This window comes from Clostridium sp. (genome assembly GCF_026168755.1).
GTDB lineage: Bacteria > Bacillota > Clostridia > Clostridiales > Clostridiaceae > Clostridium.
Genome location: NZ_JAPFDR010000002.1, coordinates 131,940 through 150,143, shown reverse-complemented (window position 1 = coordinate 150,143; position 18,204 = coordinate 131,940). Strand labels below are relative to the sequence as shown.

The 18,204-nt window shown below is 25.9% G+C and carries 17 protein-coding genes and 1 pseudogene; 13 read left to right on the top strand and 5 right to left on the bottom strand.

Annotation, left to right across the window (positions count from 1 at the left end):
• The first annotated feature begins 854 nt into the window (after window positions 1-854).
• The 8 genes and pseudogenes from Q0Y03_RS01900 (at window position 855) to Q0Y03_RS01865 (ending at window position 9,103) form a co-directional block, all read left to right on the top strand.
• Window positions 855-2,102: a hypothetical protein gene (locus Q0Y03_RS01900; RefSeq protein WP_297712167.1), complete on the top strand. Its 1,248-nt coding sequence runs from the start codon at window positions 855-857 to the stop codon at window positions 2,100-2,102.
• A gap of 102 nt (window positions 2,103-2,204) precedes the next feature.
• Window positions 2,205-3,758: an AAA family ATPase gene (locus Q0Y03_RS01895; RefSeq protein WP_297712166.1), complete on the top strand. Its 1,554-nt coding sequence runs from the start codon at window positions 2,205-2,207 to the stop codon at window positions 3,756-3,758.
• A gap of 75 nt (window positions 3,759-3,833) precedes the next feature.
• Window positions 3,834-4,354: pseudogene (locus Q0Y03_RS01890) on the top strand (ATP-binding cassette domain-containing protein); the annotation flags it as partial.
• Between the two features lie 319 nt (window positions 4,355-4,673).
• Window positions 4,674-5,924, top strand: a complete 1,251-nt coding sequence (locus Q0Y03_RS01885; protein WP_297712165.1) for an AAA family ATPase — start codon at window positions 4,674-4,676, stop codon at window positions 5,922-5,924.
• Window positions 5,921-6,622: a hypothetical protein gene (locus tag Q0Y03_RS01880; RefSeq protein WP_297712164.1), complete on the top strand. Its 702-nt coding sequence runs from the start codon at window positions 5,921-5,923 to the stop codon at window positions 6,620-6,622. The genes Q0Y03_RS01885 and Q0Y03_RS01880 overlap by 4 nt, the downstream gene beginning before the upstream one ends.
• A 119-nt stretch (window positions 6,623-6,741) precedes the next feature.
• Window positions 6,742-7,644, top strand: a complete 903-nt coding sequence (locus tag Q0Y03_RS01875; RefSeq protein ID WP_297712163.1) for a YafY family protein — start codon at window positions 6,742-6,744, stop codon at window positions 7,642-7,644.
• A gap of 66 nt (window positions 7,645-7,710) precedes the next feature.
• Complete coding sequence (locus Q0Y03_RS01870) at window positions 7,711-8,151, top strand: GyrI-like domain-containing protein (protein WP_297712162.1); 441 nt, start codon at window positions 7,711-7,713, stop codon at window positions 8,149-8,151.
• Between the two features lie 79 nt (window positions 8,152-8,230).
• Entirely contained in the window at window positions 8,231-9,103 is an 873-nt protein-coding gene (locus Q0Y03_RS01865; protein WP_297712161.1) for a radical SAM protein, read from the top strand.
• Window positions 9,104-9,186: 83 nt separating this feature from the next.
• On the opposite strand, the gene Q0Y03_RS01860 is transcribed toward Q0Y03_RS01865, so the two are convergent.
• Complete coding sequence (locus Q0Y03_RS01860) at window positions 9,187-9,591, bottom strand: hypothetical protein (RefSeq protein ID WP_297712160.1); 405 nt, start codon at window positions 9,589-9,591, stop codon at window positions 9,187-9,189.
• A gap of 60 nt (window positions 9,592-9,651) precedes the next feature.
• Window positions 9,652-10,341, bottom strand: coding sequence for a YoaK family protein (locus Q0Y03_RS01855; RefSeq protein WP_297712159.1), 690 nt, complete (start codon window positions 10,339-10,341; stop codon window positions 9,652-9,654).
• Between the two features lie 258 nt (window positions 10,342-10,599).
• On the opposite strand from Q0Y03_RS01855, the gene Q0Y03_RS01850 reads away from it, so the two are divergent.
• A complete protein-coding gene (locus tag Q0Y03_RS01850) occupies window positions 10,600-11,520 on the top strand; it encodes a hypothetical protein (protein WP_297712158.1) in 921 nt (306 codons plus the stop codon).
• Window positions 11,521-11,522: 2 nt separating this feature from the next.
• Window positions 11,523-12,071, top strand: coding sequence for a hypothetical protein (locus Q0Y03_RS01845; RefSeq protein ID WP_297712157.1), 549 nt, complete (start codon window positions 11,523-11,525; stop codon window positions 12,069-12,071).
• A gap of 47 nt (window positions 12,072-12,118) precedes the next feature.
• Here the strand turns inward: Q0Y03_RS01845 and Q0Y03_RS01840 are convergent, their stop codons facing one another.
• Together Q0Y03_RS01840 and Q0Y03_RS01835 are read right to left on the bottom strand one after the other, a co-directional pair.
• Window positions 12,119-12,541, bottom strand: coding sequence for a cytidine deaminase (locus Q0Y03_RS01840; protein ID WP_291675014.1), 423 nt, complete (start codon window positions 12,539-12,541; stop codon window positions 12,119-12,121).
• 400 nt (window positions 12,542-12,941) lie between these two features.
• Complete coding sequence (locus Q0Y03_RS01835) at window positions 12,942-13,454, bottom strand: L,D-transpeptidase (protein WP_297712156.1); 513 nt, start codon at window positions 13,452-13,454, stop codon at window positions 12,942-12,944.
• 170 nt (window positions 13,455-13,624) lie between these two features.
• Here Q0Y03_RS01835 and Q0Y03_RS01830 point away from each other — a divergent pair, with 170 nt between their 5' ends.
• On the top strand, window positions 13,625-14,326 hold the full coding sequence (locus Q0Y03_RS01830; protein ID WP_297712155.1) for an MgtC/SapB family protein: 702 nt from the start codon (window positions 13,625-13,627) through the stop codon (window positions 14,324-14,326).
• Window positions 14,327-14,387: 61 nt separating this feature from the next.
• On the opposite strand, the gene Q0Y03_RS01825 is transcribed toward Q0Y03_RS01830, so the two are convergent.
• Window positions 14,388-15,794 (bottom strand): DUF4317 domain-containing protein, encoded by a 1,407-nt coding sequence (locus tag Q0Y03_RS01825; protein ID WP_297712154.1) that lies wholly within the window; start codon window positions 15,792-15,794, stop codon window positions 14,388-14,390.
• Window positions 15,795-16,093: 299 nt separating this feature from the next.
• On the opposite strand from Q0Y03_RS01825, the gene Q0Y03_RS01820 reads away from it, so the two are divergent.
• Complete coding sequence (locus tag Q0Y03_RS01820; RefSeq protein WP_297712153.1) at window positions 16,094-16,849, top strand: MerR family transcriptional regulator; 756 nt, start codon at window positions 16,094-16,096, stop codon at window positions 16,847-16,849.
• 338 nt (window positions 16,850-17,187) lie between these two features.
• The gene (locus tag Q0Y03_RS01815) at window positions 17,188-18,150 is read left to right on the top strand and encodes a tRNA-dihydrouridine synthase family protein (RefSeq protein WP_297712152.1); all 963 of its coding nucleotides are present in this window, start codon (window positions 17,188-17,190) and stop codon (window positions 18,148-18,150) included.
• Window positions 18,151-18,204: the final 54 nt, after the last annotated feature.

Sequence of the window (18,204 nt, the reverse complement as noted above, 5' to 3'; positions counted from 1 at the left end):
GTATAACGACCCTTTTAAGGGTAGCAAGTAAAATAAAATGCGGCTGCTGGACCAATTTATGCGTCTTAAGACGCAAGCTAGTAATTTGCCCTTATAGGGCTCATGAAAAACCACCAGCTTAGCTGGTGGATATTTATTTTATGCTAAGAAGTGTTGGAGTGAATATATTAAATTTAACAAACAAAAAGCTTGGAGATTTAATATTGCTCTTCATATGAAGAAATTAGTAGATGATATAGACCTTAATAATTTATAATATAAAAAACCTTACTTACCACTGATACGGAGAAGCGTATCATAAATAAAATTAATACTTTACAGTAGTTTATAATATAAATTATGAAATATATTATGATTTCATTAAAAAGATACTAGATAATTTCAGTAAGTTGTTAAATAGTAAAGAGCCAAGATAGTAGAAGAAGTTATTACATATGATAATTTCTAAGATAACAATCAAATTAGTTAAGAGAAGTTTATTAAATAAACTGAACTATAAATGGTTATTTTGTAGATTATGTAAGTAAGGAAGAGGGAAGGAGTATCTATAAAGGGTGCTACTTCTTCTTTTATGTTAAGAAATATTGAAATGAGTGTATTAAATTTAGATATTACAGTATATATTAAATATAGTGTAAGTTTATGGTGAAATATAAATAATATACAAAAATATTGTATAATTTTAGTATACAATTAAGAAGTAGTTTTTAAAATATAGTATAATATAATTAGACAGATTAAAATATTATGGAAATTAATATATAGAATTAGTATAACTTTGTATTTCGATAATTTTCAAGAGTAAATATTTTATAAATGAATGTATAGGGGGAATAGGGAGGTATTAATTAGGAATGATAAAGATAAATTTAGTCTCACCATATGAGTCTAAAATTGATGCAAAGGTTAATGAGTATGTAAATAAAAACTTAAAGGTAATGATAGAAGTCTATAGAGACTATTTAAATGAGAATGATGGATGGAGTATTAAAGAAAAACTATTAGATGCATTTCCTCGTGCATTCATAGTACAAAATGATCATATAGAAGAACTAATTGAGGAGTTATATGAAATAATTTATTCACATACAATTAGAGATTACATAAAACCTAAATATGAAGCAACTCTTTATTATATTATTAAATGGTGGATAGACATTACAAAAGATCAAGAAGATAATATTCCAATAAAATTAGATGATAAATTATTAGAAGAAATTATTGAAAATGAAGAATATCAGTTTGAAGATGAAGGTAATATTGTATTAGAACAGTTAAACAATATTGAAAATTATTTAATATTTTGCTTTGAAGATCATGATTTTATTACAAGTTCTCTTGGAGACTATATTAAAGGGTATTTGGAGAATCCATTAATATTTCAAGAGATATTAAATATTAATTTAGATGAGTATTTGGATTTAATGCCAGTTGATATGAAAGAACTATATTTAGAGAAAAAAAGAGTAGTTGAAGCAGCAACTGAGATAGTAAAACGAGAAAAGGAACTTGAGGAAAAAATAATAAAGGAAATATATTTTTGTTGTGATATGATTAGTTCTCAAGTTATAGAGCACAGGGATAAGAGTGAAATAGAGTTAAGTAATGAGATATTTGGAAGGTTAAAAAGATTATTTAAAAATTCATTTAATATTGAAATAGAGAGAGAGGCGGAAATAGGCCATTCAAAGAAAAAACTTGGAGAAAATGATTTTTATTTATATCAAAATGATGAGGAGTTCAGTAATATTGCAATAGGAGAAAATAAAGTTTTAGAAAAGTTTAAGGAGGCATATGGACAGCTACTAGGATATTTAAATCCAAGTTTTAAGTTTGGATTTACAGTATCAATAAGTAGAGATAAGACAATTAGAGAAGCTTATGATTATATAATTAATCAGTTAGAGAAAAAAACTTACGAAAAGTATGAGATAATTGAAATATGTGAGAAACCGTTTGGTAATGATTATATGTATCTAATAAAAAGTACTCATATAATTCCAGAGGACATTCAAAGATGTATGGGGATATACCATATAATTTTAGATTTGAATGATAAGTATAGACAAGATGTTGCAATAGAAGCACGGGAAGGGAAATAGTGGCGTTAATGATTTGAAAATTTAAGAAATTAATGAGTTGTTTTATTAACTCAATAATTAGGTTATAATTAAACTATATTAATTACAATAGGAGAAGATAGTGTGGGTATATATTTAAATTCATATAAACCATTAACAAACTATAAAAACTTATATAGGAGCAAATACTTTGTTGATAAGTCTTTAATAATAGAAAAAATAAATGAAGTAATAGAGACTTCCGATAAATATATATGTGTTACAAGACCTAGAAGATTTGGAAAGTCATCAGTTGCGGATATGTTAGGAGCATATTATTCAAAGGCTGTAGACTCAAAAGATATATTTGATAATCTTAAAATAAGAGAAGCTAAAAGTTATGAAGAAAATTTAAATAAATATAATGTAATAAATATAAGCTTTAATACAATACCAGATAAAAATAAAACTTATGATGAATATATGAGTATAATACAAAATGCTCTAATAGATGATATAAAAGGTATGTATCCAGACTTAGAAATAAAAGATTACTATACTATTAGTCATATGTTAAATGCAACTAGAGATAAGTTTGTTTTTATATTTGATGAATGGGATTATATTTTTAGCAATAACCTTTTTGAAGAAAATCAAAATGACTTTTTAGAATTTATAAGACAACTTTTAAAGGATCAGCCTTATGTTGCATTAGCATATATGACAGGGGTACTACCTATTAAAAAGTATTCAAGTGGCTCAGCCTTAAATATGTTTGATGAATATACTTTCTTAAAGGATAGAATTTATGATGAATTTTTTGGATTTACAAATAATGAAGTTTTAAATTTATGCAAAAGAACTAATGAAATTGAATTTAAAGAGTTAGAAAACTGGTATAATGGTTATTTAACAAGTAAGGGAAATAAAATATATAATCCAAGGTCTGTAGTAAAAGCACTTCAAAATGGATATTGTGAAAGTTACTGGACAAATACAGGAGCTATGGATGAGGTAGCAAAGTATTTAAAATATAACATTTTAGAAATTAGAGATGATGTTATAGAAATGGTATCAGGTGAAGAGATAGATATATTTATTGACGAAGAGTTTAGAGCTGGCCAAAGAGAACCAAGAACTAAAGAAGAGATTTATTCAGCAATGATAGTATTAGGATTTTTATCTTATCATGATGGATATTTAAAAATTCCAAATAAAGAGTTAATGAAAGAATTTGAAAAGGCTTTAAGAGATGAATCTTTTGGATATGTTTCTGAAATTATAGATAATTCAAGGAAGATGTTAAAAGCTACAGTTAATAAGGATAGTAAAACAGTAGAAAGAATACTACATGAAATTCACAATTCAGAAATACCAATCCTTCAATATAATGATGAAAATAGTTTATCATGCGTTTTAACATTAGCATATTTAAGTGCAAGAGATACTTATAGAGTTGAAAGAGAAGAAAAGACGGGGAAAGGATATGCTGACTTTACTTTTCATCCAAGAAGAAAAGCAGATAAAGCATTTATTGTTGAGTTAAAAAAAGATGAAAATGTTGATGTAGCATTAAAGCAAATTAGGGAAAAAGAATATGTTCAAAAGTTTAAGAAGGAAAATAATGAAGTTTTAGCTGTTGCTATATGTTATGATTCCAAGCTTAAAGAGCATAGGTGTAAGATAGAGAGTATATAAATGTAATTTATGAAAGCTATTAGGATAAATCAAATAAAATCCTAGTAGTTTTTTCTTTAAAAAGTTTATTTTTTTATATTAGATGAAAAGAGAACTTGTTATGATTCATTTTATCCATTTAAGATTCTCTCTAAAAATCAATTTGAAAGAATAGATTTTAATACAATTACCATTTTATATGGAGGAAATGGCTCTGGAAAATCAACAGCATTAAATATAATAGCTGAAAAAACAAATGTAAATAGAGATTCAATATACAATAAGTCTAACTTTTACAATGATTATGTTAATATGTGTGAGATTAATATTGAATATGAAATTCCTAAAAAAAGTATAATTATAACAAGTGATGATGTATTTGATTATATGTTAAATGTTCGAAATATTAATGAAGGAATAGATAATAAAAGAGAAAAAATTTTTCAAGGTATTTAAATTGTAAATTTATAATAGAAACTCATTCTCCATTTATGCTTTCTATAAGAGGGGCTAAAATATACGATTTAGATGAAAATCCAGTTGATATAAAGAGATGGACTGAATTAGAGAATGTACGTGAATATTATGTTTTCTTTAAGGAACATGAAAATGAATTTAAATATATAGCAGTATTAGGTGATAATAAATCTAATACTGCTATTTTAAGTGTTAGCAGTATGGGCAGTAGTTTGGCTGTGAAAGTTACTTTTAGGGTTAGTTGTTGGAATCAGTAGCTGAGGATAAGGGTACTGATTAGGCAAATACTATATTTTATGTTTAGTCTTTTTTGTTTGAGGATAATAATTTCTAGGATATAATATAGGTAAATGCAAGATAATAATAGAAATTTTTAGTGTAAAGATATTATAATAAATAGTGTGAGAAAGTATATAATTAAACAACATAAATTGATAATAAAAATAAGGAGATATAATTTTGAATAATCATTTTATTACTCAAATAGAAATAGAGAAAATAAAACATTTAAATAATATAAAAATAAAGTTAGATGAAAATAAACCAAAGCATTTATTATTAACAGGGAAAAATGGTTCGGGTAAAACTACTACTTTAAAAGCAATAAAAAGCAATTTAAGAAGTATACAGATGGGAAATTATATAGAGGTAATTGAAGTATGGAAAAAAAATGTGTTAGAGGCAAAAGAAAAATTAAATAATGAAATTAATGAAAATATTAGGCTAAGGCTTAAAAATGATATAGAAAATAATATTAATAATATAAATAGTTGTGGTATTTATGGATTAAATATTAAGTATAATTGTGATGGTAAATTATTAAATCCATTATATAAAGAAGGGAAATTTATTCTAGCTTATTATGGAGCTAATAGAGCAACAGAAGTTGAAATTCCAAAAGGAGTAGAAAAAATTACTTTAAAAGATGTTTATAACTTTGACGAAAATCCAAGTGGAATTTTTTTGAAATATCTAGTAGATTTAAAAACACAGCAATCATTTGCAAGAAATGAAGAGGATATGGAGACTGTTAATAATATAGATATTTGGTTTAAAAATTTTGAAGGAGCAATGAGAACTATATTAGATGATAATAGTATAAAATTAAAGTTTGATTATAGAAATTATGATTTTAAAATAATACAAGATAATCGAGAGCCATATAGTTTTAATGAACTATCTGATGGATATTCATCTATATTAAATATAGTTTCTGATTTAATATTAAGAATTGATAAAAATAGAGCGGGATTAAGTAGTGGATATATTTTTGATACAGAAGGTATAGTTTTAATTGATGAATTAGAAACACATCTTCATATAGAATTACAAAAAAGTATATTGCCATTTCTTACTCAATTTTTTCCTAATATACAGTTTATAGTAACAACTCACTCACCTTTTGTATTAAATTCAATTAATAATACTATAATATATGACTTAGAAAAAAATATTAGATTAGAAGGATTATCAGATTATTCTTATGAAGGAATAGTAGAAGGATATTTTGAGGTAGACAATTATTCTAATGAATTAAAAGAAAAGATTAATAAATATAAAGAATTAGCTTTTAAAACAGACTTAAATGATGAAGATAAAGCTTTAAGGGCTGAATTGAGAATAGAGATTAAAAATTCAGCAAATGATTTAGCTAAAGAGTTAAAGGTAGAGTTTGATGAGATTGAGAGAAAAAGGAAGACAATGAAGTGATAAAAGTTGAGAGGAATATAAAATCAGAAAAAATACAGAAAGCTAAAGAGATTTTAGAAAAAGAAAAAAGCAAGAAGTCTGGAGAATATAATAAAGCAGAAGTTTTGGATGCATTAAAGTATGTATTTAATAATAAATGTTATATTTGTGAAAATAAAAAGGTTACATCATATAATATAGAGCATCATAAACCACATAGAGATTCAAGTATAGATTTGAAGTTTCAATGGGAAAATTTATTTTTATCTTGTGCACATTGCAATAATATTAAATCAGATAAATACGAAAACATATTAGATTGTACTAAGGTAGAAGTTGATGAATTAATTTCATTTAGAAAGAAAGGAAGCTTTGCATGGGATGAAAAAATTGAAATAGAAGCATTAAATAGTTTAGATGAGGTAAAGGAAACTGTAGATTTACTTAAAAAAGTTTATGATGGAACAACCCCAATGAAGAAATTAGAGGCTTTGAATATAAGAAAAGAGCTTAGAAGAGAATTGCAAAAGTTTATTAATGCCATAAATGAATATAATGAAACTGATGGAGCAGATAAAGAAGATGCAGAGATGTTAATAATTAGAGAATTAAAATCAAATTCTCCTTTTGCAGCTTTTAAAAGATGGATAATAAGAGATAATAAAGAAAAATTATCAAAATTTCTACAAGAGAATGGAATCAAATGTGTAACAAAATAATGTAATTTATAAAAGCTATTAGGATAGGGTAAAGATATTCCTAATAGCTTTTGTTCAAAAGTTTGAGATAAAGAAGTATAAAACTATAAATGAAAAATAAGGGATAATAGGAAAAGCGTATGCAAGTAAATAGATTATTTGAAATTATATATATTCTCTTAGAAAATAAAGTTGTAACAGCAAAGAATTTAGCAGAAAGATTTGAGGTATCACAAAGGACTATTTACAGGGATATTGAAACACTTTCTACAGCTGGAATTCCAGTATATATGTCTAAAGGGAAAGGTGGAGGCATCTCCATATTACCAGAGTTTGTATTAAATAAAGCTGTATTAACTGAAGAGGAAAAGTCAGAAATATTATCATCAATAAAGGCAGTTAATGCTGTAAGTTTTGATGATTCAGATATAGAAAAAGTACTTAAAAAGCTAAGTAATATATTAGGTGAAAATGATACAGATTGGATAGAAGTTGATTTTTCAAATTGGGGTAATGCAGAAAGGGAAAAAGAAATTTTTAATAGCCTTAAAGCTGCAATATTAAGTAAACGAATAGTTAGCTTTGATTATATGAGTGGTAAGGGTGAAAATATTAACAGGGAAGTATATCCATTAAAATTATATTTTAAAGGTCAAAGCTGGTATATGTATGGATATTGTAAAATAAGAGATGATTATAGATTCTTTAAATTAAGAAGAATAAAAGATTTATGCATTTCTAAAGAAACTTTCAATATTAAATCGCATGAAACTATAATTAGAGAAGATAATATTTATGAAGGTAAATTTATAACTTTAAAGATGAGGCTTTCTTCTAAAATGGCATATAGGGTATATGATGAATTTGAGAACTTTCAACAATTACATGATGGAAGTTTTATTGCAGAAATTAAGTATCCAAAAGGTGAATGGATTTTTAGTTATATATATTCATTTGGAGAAGAGTGTGAAGTTTTAGAACCAGAGGAAATAAGAAAAGAAGTAAAAGATAAAATTAAAAAAATGCTTTTAAATTATTCTTAATATGACATGTTGTTGTCATATTAAGCTAAGTATAATAACCTTATCAAATGTTTGGAGGTTATTAACATGAATTATGAAATTGTAAATTTAGAAGAAAAAATAGTAGTAGGTGTTAGTGCTATTACAAGTAATGATGATCCTAAGATGGGGGAAGTCATTGGGAGCCTTTGGGAAAAGTTATATCAAGGTGGAATTAATGAAATAATAAAAAATAAAGCAAATGAATATGCTATAGGACTTTATTCTGATTATGAAGACAATAAATATTGTGTTACAGTAGGCAATGAAGTATCTAGCATAGAAAATGAAGAGCTTATAGTAAAAAAGATTCCAGCTGGAAAATATGCTAAATTTTTTATAGAAGGGCATATGCAAAAAGCAGTTGCAGAGGCCTGGAATGAGATTTGGCAAATGGATTTAGATAGAAGTTATAAAGCTGATTTTGAAGAGTATTTAAATGCAGATTATGATAATGCTAAAATTAATATTTATATATCGGTAAGATAATATAAGAACACGAGAGGAGAAATGTGAACCACGAATGTAGAAAGCAGGTGAAAGGATTATAGAAGGGAGTTGCAGGTATATGCATGAGGTTATAGCAAATGGTATATTATCTAATAATAATGGAATGAATATTTATAGAGGATGTACTCATGGATGTATATATTGTGATGCACGAAGTCTTTGTTATGGAATGAATCATATCTTTGAAAATATAGAAGTTAAGAGTAATGCACCTCAGTTATTAGAGGATACACTTAAGAAAAAAAGAAAAAAGTGTATTATTGGAACAGGGGCAATGAGTGATCCATACATTCAATTAGAAGAGAAACTTCAAAATACAAGAAAGTGTTTAGAGATAATTGAAAAACATGGATTTGGATTAGCAATACAAACTAAGTCAAATAGAATATTAAGAGATTTAGATTTGTTAAAAAGTATAAATAAAAAAGCAAAGTGTGTTGTACAAATGACACTAACAACTTATGATGAAGAGTTATGCAAAATAATTGAGCCTAATGTTTCCACTACTAAAGAACGTTTTGAAGTGCTAAAGATAATGAGGGATAATGGTATTCCTACAGTAGTTTGGTTATCTCCTATTTTACCTTATATAAATGACACAGAAGATAATATAAGAGGAATATTAAATTATTGTATAGAAGCTAAAGTTAAAGGAATTATAGTATTCGGTATTGGATTAACATTAAGGGATGGAAATAGAGAGTATTATTATAAAAACTTAGATAAGCATTTTAAAGGACTAAAAGAAAAATATATAAAGAAGTATGGAAATAGTTATGAAGTATTAAGTGAAAATCATGAAAAATTGATGAAAATTATTAAAGAAACTTGTACCAAGAATAATATTATTTGTGGAATAGAAGAGGTTTTTAAATATATGAGAACCTTTGAAGAAAAAAATAATGAAATTCAATTAACTTTTGATATATAGTTTTAGCCATAAGATAAACTACATTTATTAGATTATAAAAAGCTATTAGGTAAATTAATCCTAATAGCTTTTTTGGGAGTGGCTTAATTATAAGAATCAGTAAGATTACCAATATCAAAGTTACTATTATTAGAAAGACCTCCAAGAAGGCCAGCGAGGCCAGTATTGGAAAGATTGGCATTAGAAAGATTATTACCAACAAAGTTGCTGTTACCAAAGTTACCATTACTAAAGATGCCGTTGTTAAATTTATTAAATCCAATATTATCACACCAAGCATTATTAAATCCGCTACAACGAAAGATTTTGCTATAGTCACTCCAAAAGCTACCTGGGCCAAAGCCACTACCACCAAATAATAAAAATATTGCTATCATATAAAACCAATAGCTACCAAAGTTCGATGAACCATTGCCATAACCATTACAAGGGTTACAGCAGTTATTATTACAGCAAAATGATTCATTATTACAACAATTTCTTGACATGTATCTCATCTCCTATCATTAGATTTTATACTATATAATATTTAAAAAAGATGAGTTTGTTTAAAGTTTCTTTTCATAAATATATATCCAAAAAGCTTGTAGAAATAATATAAAACTACAAACCCACACAGATTTAATACTTAAAGTAAGAGATATTAAAGTTCCGGGAATAGTACCAACTGCAAAAGAAAAAGTAAGTATTGTAAAAGTAATTAGTTTTTTTAAGGAGTCATTACTTTCCTTATCCAATGCACCAAATAAGAATAATCCAACAGTTCTAATATTTCCAGTACATATAGTTGTATTAAAAGGAATACCAAGACAATTTCTAAATAAACATAATTGATATCCCATTAAAAAAGAAACTAAATTAGTAACAATAATATCAGGAAAAGAACTAGGAATTAATCCTATTAAAAATAATGCAATTCCTTCTAAAACAAGAGCAAACTTTCGCCAATCTCCTTTAAAATTAAAATTTATAAGTATAGTTTCAATTAATTTACTAAAAGCAGCACCTAATATACAGGTTATAATTGGAATGAAGTAGTGTAGTGCCTCTAACCATTCTCCAAGCGCAATATTAATTCCTAATTTAGACATATTAGCAGTATGCATATTAGCTAATATATTGTTTCTTGTAATATAAGTGTATCCATTCATATACCCACCAACAAAGGTTATTATCATTATAAATAAAGGCTTTTCAAATGGAGGTAACTTTTGTATTTTATTATTGTTATTCTTCATATAAATCCACCTTAAAGATATAAATATTAATGAAATGACCTATATATTATGCCCTAAATTAGAAAAATATCTTTCTTTAGTTATAATGAATTACTGGAAAATATACCTAGAAACAATAAGGTATTTATAGAACAATATTATCGTTCATAAAATAAATACTTATTAGTAGTAAATTAAAGATAATTACTAATAACTTTTTTGTTTATTAAAATAATTGTATGGTATATAATATATAAAAAGGAATAATTAGGTGGAGCGATGGATAATCATAATAAAATACTAAGAATATCAATTATAGTTATGGTGTTAACGCTAATAATATCTATAATATCAATTAGCAAATTAAGAATAGACAATCAAGTGTTTTTAAAAAATTATTACGAAATAGCTGTTAGTGAATATGAAGGCACATATTCATTAGAAGAAGGCTCTTTAATTTTACAGTATATTTCAAATGTGGATGATAATAAATATGTTACAGGAATAACATTTAAGGAATTACCAGATACATATTTTTTTGCAACAGAACAAAATCAAGATTATGGAATGAGGTTTTATGAGGGGAAAAACCTAAATGTAAATGAATTTGGAAGGTATGGACTTCATACAGTATATGTAACATGTCCAGAACTTAAATATGATGATAGCAAAAAAGAAATTATATTAACTAATGCAACAGTAGAATTTAATGATGGATCAAATATGGATATAGATTTAGGGAAGATAGTATTATATAAAGGTAGGAAAAGACCAGTAGCATTAGAGGGGATTAGCTATGCTAGTTCTAGTGAGGGAACATCATCAACCACATTTAGGGTAAAAGAAAATGTGAAAATAGAAAGTATAGAATCATCTTTATTTGAAGAAGCTTCGGAAATATTTGATTTTAATATTACTTATACAGAGTTTAATGGTGTTAATGAAATAAATTATGAAAAAGGACAAACTATAAAAGAAAATTCAATAATAACAATAACATCAAAATATAATGGAAGTGATGATATTTTAAAAAATTATACGCTGTATAACATAAGTCCTAACATACACTTTATAAATGAGTATAATGATGAATATACTTATAGGTATAACAATATGGAAAGCTTTAATGTTAGAAATTATGATTCGTTTTATAATTCCTATGGAATATATAAATATTTAAAGGCAAGAGGGGAGTTATAGAAATGAGTTCAGGATATAATAAAATATTTTGGGGATTTATATTTTTAATATTTCATATAAATTTGGGGAGTATTAAGCTTCTACCGGATTTTATTAGCTATATGGTTATATATTTCGGAATAAAAGAGTTGCTAGATGAGTATAAATTAGAGTCATTAAAACAATCAGCTAATTGTGCTTCTATATTAATATTTATGGCTTTTATAAGATTAGTTATAAATTTTTCAATAGGTTCAGAAATGATAAATAATATATATTTTAATATTATATGGATGAACGTATTTAATATAGTAGAAATAATTATGATATATAAACTATTAGTTAGTAATAATGAAATATTAAAGATAAAAAATGATAATTTATATGAAAACTACAATAATAAAATAAGTATGTATATAATAATAGCTTCTATAATTACAGTTGTAAATACTATAAATATGATATTTTATTCAGAAGTAATAGGGGGATGTATAGTAGTTTTAGCATTAGCTTTAAGATTGTTGATTATAATGTTAGTTAGAAAAATGCATAATTTATTAAAAGAAGCTTAGTAAACTATTAAAAGCTATTGATTAGAAAATCAATAGCTTTTAATAGTTTACTCTAAATTTTTACCTGTAAATGCTAATGGTAAAAGTTCATCTAATGTATATTCTAAATATTCTTCAGTACTTTTAGCGATTATTACTTTAAAAGTTTTTAAATCACAAAACTCAGCCATTACTTGTCTGCATACAGCGCAAGGAGCGCAAAAATCTCCATCACCAGGCTTTATTCCAGATTTATTTCCTACGATTGCAATAGCAGTGAAGTTCTTTTGACCTTCAGAAATTGCCTTAAAGAAAGCTGTTCTTTCAGCGCAGTTTGTTGGTGTATATGCGGCATTTTCTATATTACATCCTTGATAAATTTCACCGTTTTCACAAAGTAAAGCTGCACCTACATTAAAGTTTGAGTATGGTGTATAACAATATTTTTGAGCATCGAATGCTTTTTCTATTAATAATTTCTTATCTATCATTATTTGCCTCCTGAATTATTATTAAAAATATGTACTAAGTTATTATTACTATTAGAGGAGAAATTTATATCAACAAGTTTATTTATATCTTTTACCTTAATAGAACCTTTATTATATATCATATTTTATATAATTAGAAAAAGTATTAAAAAAATAAGGTAAGTTGTTCATTGCAAGTCTCCTTATTAGTTAAGTAAAGTAATTATAACATATTAATTATTTTAAGAAAGAGGTAGGAGAAAAAATTAAGGACAAATGTCCAAAAGATTTAGAATGATAATAAGTGAAGGTATTAAAATATAATTATTAATTAGTATGAAAATGAGCTGTATTCTAAAAATATGGAGAATACAGCTAAATATAGTTTTATTATTGATTCTCAACTTTAATGATTCATTCTTTAATTTATAAAAACGGTAGTTCCATATGAAATATTATCATAAATCCATTTAGCATTTACTTTAGCAAGTCTAACACAGCCATTACTAATTTTATATCCAAGGCGACCATCTCTAACTGTATTATCTAGGTTATATATAATTGAATGGAAAAGATAATTCCCTTTAAATTGTGTATAATAATAACAAATATACCCATGGTTTTCACCAAATGAAAATCCTTTAGCGCCAACTTTAAATGTCCCTAATGGCGTAGGTGTAGAGGGTTTTCCAATAGAGCAAATATAGTTTTTTACTAATTTCCATTTATTTTTAGATCCAGAAAAAATATTTACTTGAAAATTATTAGTATCTACCCAAATAAGATATTTAGTAGTGCTAGATAAATTATTATTATTTACAAATTCTGTGGAGGTATTATTATAGTTTGAAGGAATTCTAAATTTATGAGATAGTACAGATTTTGAAAAAATAATATTGCGATATATATTTTTTAGGATATTATTAAATTGCATAAATAATTTCTCTCTTTTCCCATTATTAAATATATTAGTTTATGAAATAATATATTTAAGTGTTCATTAAATAAAATTAGGGATATAAGGTGTTTTTTATCTATTTATATTACATATAATAAATTATAAAAATATAGTTTTTTTATTGGGTTTTTGGAGGGGAATATTTTATGATACGTGAGTTTATTAATAGTGAAACATTTAAAGTATCAACAGTTATTATATTTAAGATAATTGTATGTGTAATTCTTGTAGGAGCAATAGGATATAATAGAGAGAAAAAAGGAATGGTAGTAGGAATAAGAACTCATGTTATGGTGGGGCTTGTAGGATTGTTAATTCAAATAACATCTTTAGAATATTATCGTATTAATGGTGGAGATAATGATGTCTTCAGATTAGCTGGACAATATATTTCGGGTATAGGTTTTTTAGGGGCAGGAACAATATTAAAAGATAAAAGAAGTGTAAAAGGTTTAACTACAGCAGCATCTATATGTTTAGTAGCCATAATAGGTCTAGCCGTAGGAGCGGGTATATATCTTGCTTCGATACTTGTTACTCTTGTTGCATATGCATTTTTAAATGATATATTTAGAATAAAAAATTTAATTACTATATCTAGAAATTCACATGCCCATATAGAGGTTAGAATAAGTGAGAATATATCAGTAACAGTTGAAGCTATAAAAGACATGATAAGAAATGCTGGAGGAGATATTGTATCTATTGAAATGCAAAAGAGGTCTAATGGTGAAGGTGTTAGACTTAGATTTAAAATAAATCTTGATGATGAACTTGATATTAGCGATATATTAACAGATATAATGTGTATAAATGAAGTTGAAAAGGTAGATTTAATAGAACATTAAATATATTAAAATGGTATATGTCATAATTTTTGATACATACCATTTTAATTATTAGATACTATTAAACTAAGCTATCAATTCCATTTACAGTAGTTTGTTCATTTTCATCAATAGGAATAACAAGATATTTTTTACCATCAATTATTTGAGATTTAATTTGAGGTACCTTTTCAGGTTTTACTTTTAGTACAATATCATAATCTTCATTTGTACTAGTAGAATCATCTATATTTTCACCTGAATTTTCAGACACTTCTTTATTAGTATCTAAATTATCTTGAGATATAGAATTACTAACATCTTCTGAGGTAATATTAGAAGAATCTACTTCTATAGCAGCTTCATTTTCTAATTCTAATGAAGTTTTTTCATTTTCTGAATTTGGTGAAGAGGCTTGAGATACTCTTTCAAGTTTACTTTCAAGTATTTTTACTTGTCTTTCAAGCATTTCTTCTTTTTTCTTTTGAGCTTTTGCGGCAAGTGCTTTGTTATCTATTAATATTTCTGCTACAGGAGGGGTATCGCCAAAGTTTTCTGTATATGATTTTTCTATTTTAGTAGTAATTTCTTCAGGAACCCCACTTAAAGATAATATTTCTTGAACGACATCATTAGTTAAAACTATTGGTACATCAGATTCTTCATAAATACTATTATGTTCCTCAATTTTATTGTTTAGGCTTTCTTGAATTTCCATAAAGAAATGATCAGATTTCTTTTCATCAGGACCAAGAGCACCACGAATAATATCATTAAATGCTTCTTTTTGTTCTGTATGAGTTTGTTTTGTTGGACATCCTAAAGCATTTTCCATTAGCTCAGGATGTGTATCTTTTGCATTTTTTGTATAATACATAATAGAATTAACATCTGAACTACGATTTATAAAGGCAGGAAATACAAATCCATTACTTGGTGCCTCAACAACCCAATCTCTTGTACGTGATTTAATTGAATTTTCTTCCTCAAAGTATCTAAGTCCAGCTTTAGATAGTTCAACAGGACATATTGCACAAAGAATATATTCATATACTTCTTCAGATTCATCTAATTTTGCATTATCTTTAGTCTTAGTAATAACATCGTAAGCATCGTGGAATATAAGTATTAGGAAATTACCAGTATAATCATAATTTTCTATAATTGAATTGTAGAATTCATCAAGTAAAGTGTCATCTTTTAATCCACTATTTTTTAGTTTCATAAAAGAAAGTTGTTTTTCATTTATATGCTCTTCGTTAAGTTCAAAGTTAAGCTCTAAGATGTTGTTACCAATAGTTCCAGATAAAACCTTTTTAGCAATTTCTAAGTATTTAAAATAATCATCCTCTTCCAAATTTAAAAATGTTTCTCTGAATTTTAATAAAATATTTTTTTCGCCATTAACGTAACAACCACACATTTTTGTAAAGGTACAGTGGTCTTTTTTAAAACGTTTTTTTAGCTCTAATATATCCTTTTTTCTCATATATAATCCTTTCATCAATAAATTGTATTTATTAGTATATAGCAAAATATGTTACTAATTATAAGTATAATGTTCTATAGAGACCTCTGCAAGAATGAAATAGATAGTAATTAATAAATTATAAAATTCTTAATTTAAGATATCAAAGAAAATAAAAATATTATTTTGAAAGATTTTATATTGACTATAACGTTACGTTATAGATTATAGTTAGATGTGTAGTAAGGAAAACAAGTCATAGTTATAACAAGTAAATTAAAGGTACCAATTAATTTATAAGAAAAAGGATGGATTGAAAAATGAAAATAAGTCAAGTAGCGAAGTTAAGTGGGGTTACAGTAAGAACGCTTCATTATTATGATGAAATTGGACTTTTAAAGCCAAGTGATACTACTGAAGCTGGATATAGAGTATATTCCAATAAAGATTTAGAAACCTTGCAGCAAATATTATTTTTTAGAGAATTAGATTTCCCGTTAAATGAAATAAAAGAAATAATGACAAATCCTAACTATAATAAAAATGAAGCATTAAATAAGCATAAAGAATTGCTTATGGAAAAAAGGAAGAGAATTGATGGGTTAATTGACCTAATAAGTAAAACAATAAAAGGAGATAATGATATGAGTTTTAAAGAGTTTGATAATAGTAAAATAGAAGAAAATAAAAGAAAGTACTCAGAGGAAGTTAAAAATCGTTGGGGCAATACTGATGCATATAAAGAGTATGAGAAAAAGACAAGTAATTATAATAAAAATTCATGGAATGCAATTAATGAAGAAATGGTAGAAATATTAAAAGAGTTTGCTGATAATAGGAATGAAGATCCAAATAGTCATATTGCACAAAGATTAGTTGAAAAATGGAGAGCATATATAACCTCAAATTTCTATAATTGTACAACTGAAATTTTAAGTTCCTTAGGTTTAATGTATATAGGAGATGAAAGATTTAAAGAAAATATAGATAAATATGGAAGAGGAACTGCAGAGTTCATGGCAAAAGCAATTGAATTCTATTGTTCGTCACGTGAAGCCGAAAAATTAATGATATAACCTCCAGGAATTGTGTAATTTGCGTTAAGAATTTATATCTTTCTTTCCGTAAAAACTGCTAAAGCTTCGAAAGTCATTTCATTCCCTCCGCTTCTTAACGCAGTTTTTACTCCAAGAAAGATTAAATTTTAAGGTGATTACACAGAAAATTGTATCTTTCAGCTTTAAAGCCAGTGATAGAGAAAAAATTGATTATATAATCTTCCTTCCGATAATATAATCAATTTTTTCGGCATCACGGCATTCAAGCTCTAACGAACAATTTAGATAAAGGTGGATTATAAAGGGTTTGGCTGATATAATATTTTTTAGAATATTTACAAACGAGGAGTAATTACATGAAATATTATTTAGCACCAATGGAAGGAATTACAGGGCACATATACAGAAATGCTTATGAAAAATACTTTCATAATATAGATAAATACTTTACGCCCTTTATTGTTCCTAATCAAAGTTTAAGTCTTAAAACTAAAGAGTTAAGAGATCTATTACCAGAAAATAATGAAGGTTTAAATATAGTTCCACAAATATTAACTAATGATGCAGAGGGATTTATATTAACTGCAAATAAATTAAAACAATTAGGATATGATGAAATTAATTTAAATTTAGGATGTCCAGCAGGAACTGTTGTTTCAAAAAAAAGAGGTTCAGGATTTCTTGCATATCCAGAGGAATTAGATAAGTTTTTAGATGAAATATATAAAATTAAAGATATGAAAATATCAATAAAAACTAGATTAGGAAAAGAAATGCCAGAGGAATTCTATAATCTTATTGAAATTTATAATAAGTATCCTCTTGAAGAATTAATAATTCATCCTAGAACTAGGGTGGATTTTTATGGGAATACACCAAATCTAAAAATCTTCAAAGAAGCCTTATCTTTAAGTAAGAACTCTATATGCTATAATGGAGATATTTTTACTACTGAAAATTATAATGAGATAGTAAAAGAGTTTCCAGAAATAGACAAAGTAATGCTTGGTAGAGGAGTATTAGCCAATCCAGGATTAATTGGTGAAATTAGAGAAAATAATTTTATTAGCAAAGAAGTTTTAAAAGAATTTCATGATGAAATTTTTGAAAATTATACAATTCTTTTAAATGAAGATAAAAATGCAATGTATAGAATGAAAGAACTTTGGGGATATATGTCGCATATATTTACGGATAATAAAAAATATTATAAAAAAATTAAGAAAGCACAAAAAGCTAAAGATTATAGAGAGGCTGTTTCAAGATTATTTGAAGAGCAAGAAATTATAAGGGGTGCTGGATTATTTACTAATGAATAATAAATAATATTAAGCATAAATAAATGAGGATTCAAAATTTAATTTTTTGAGTCC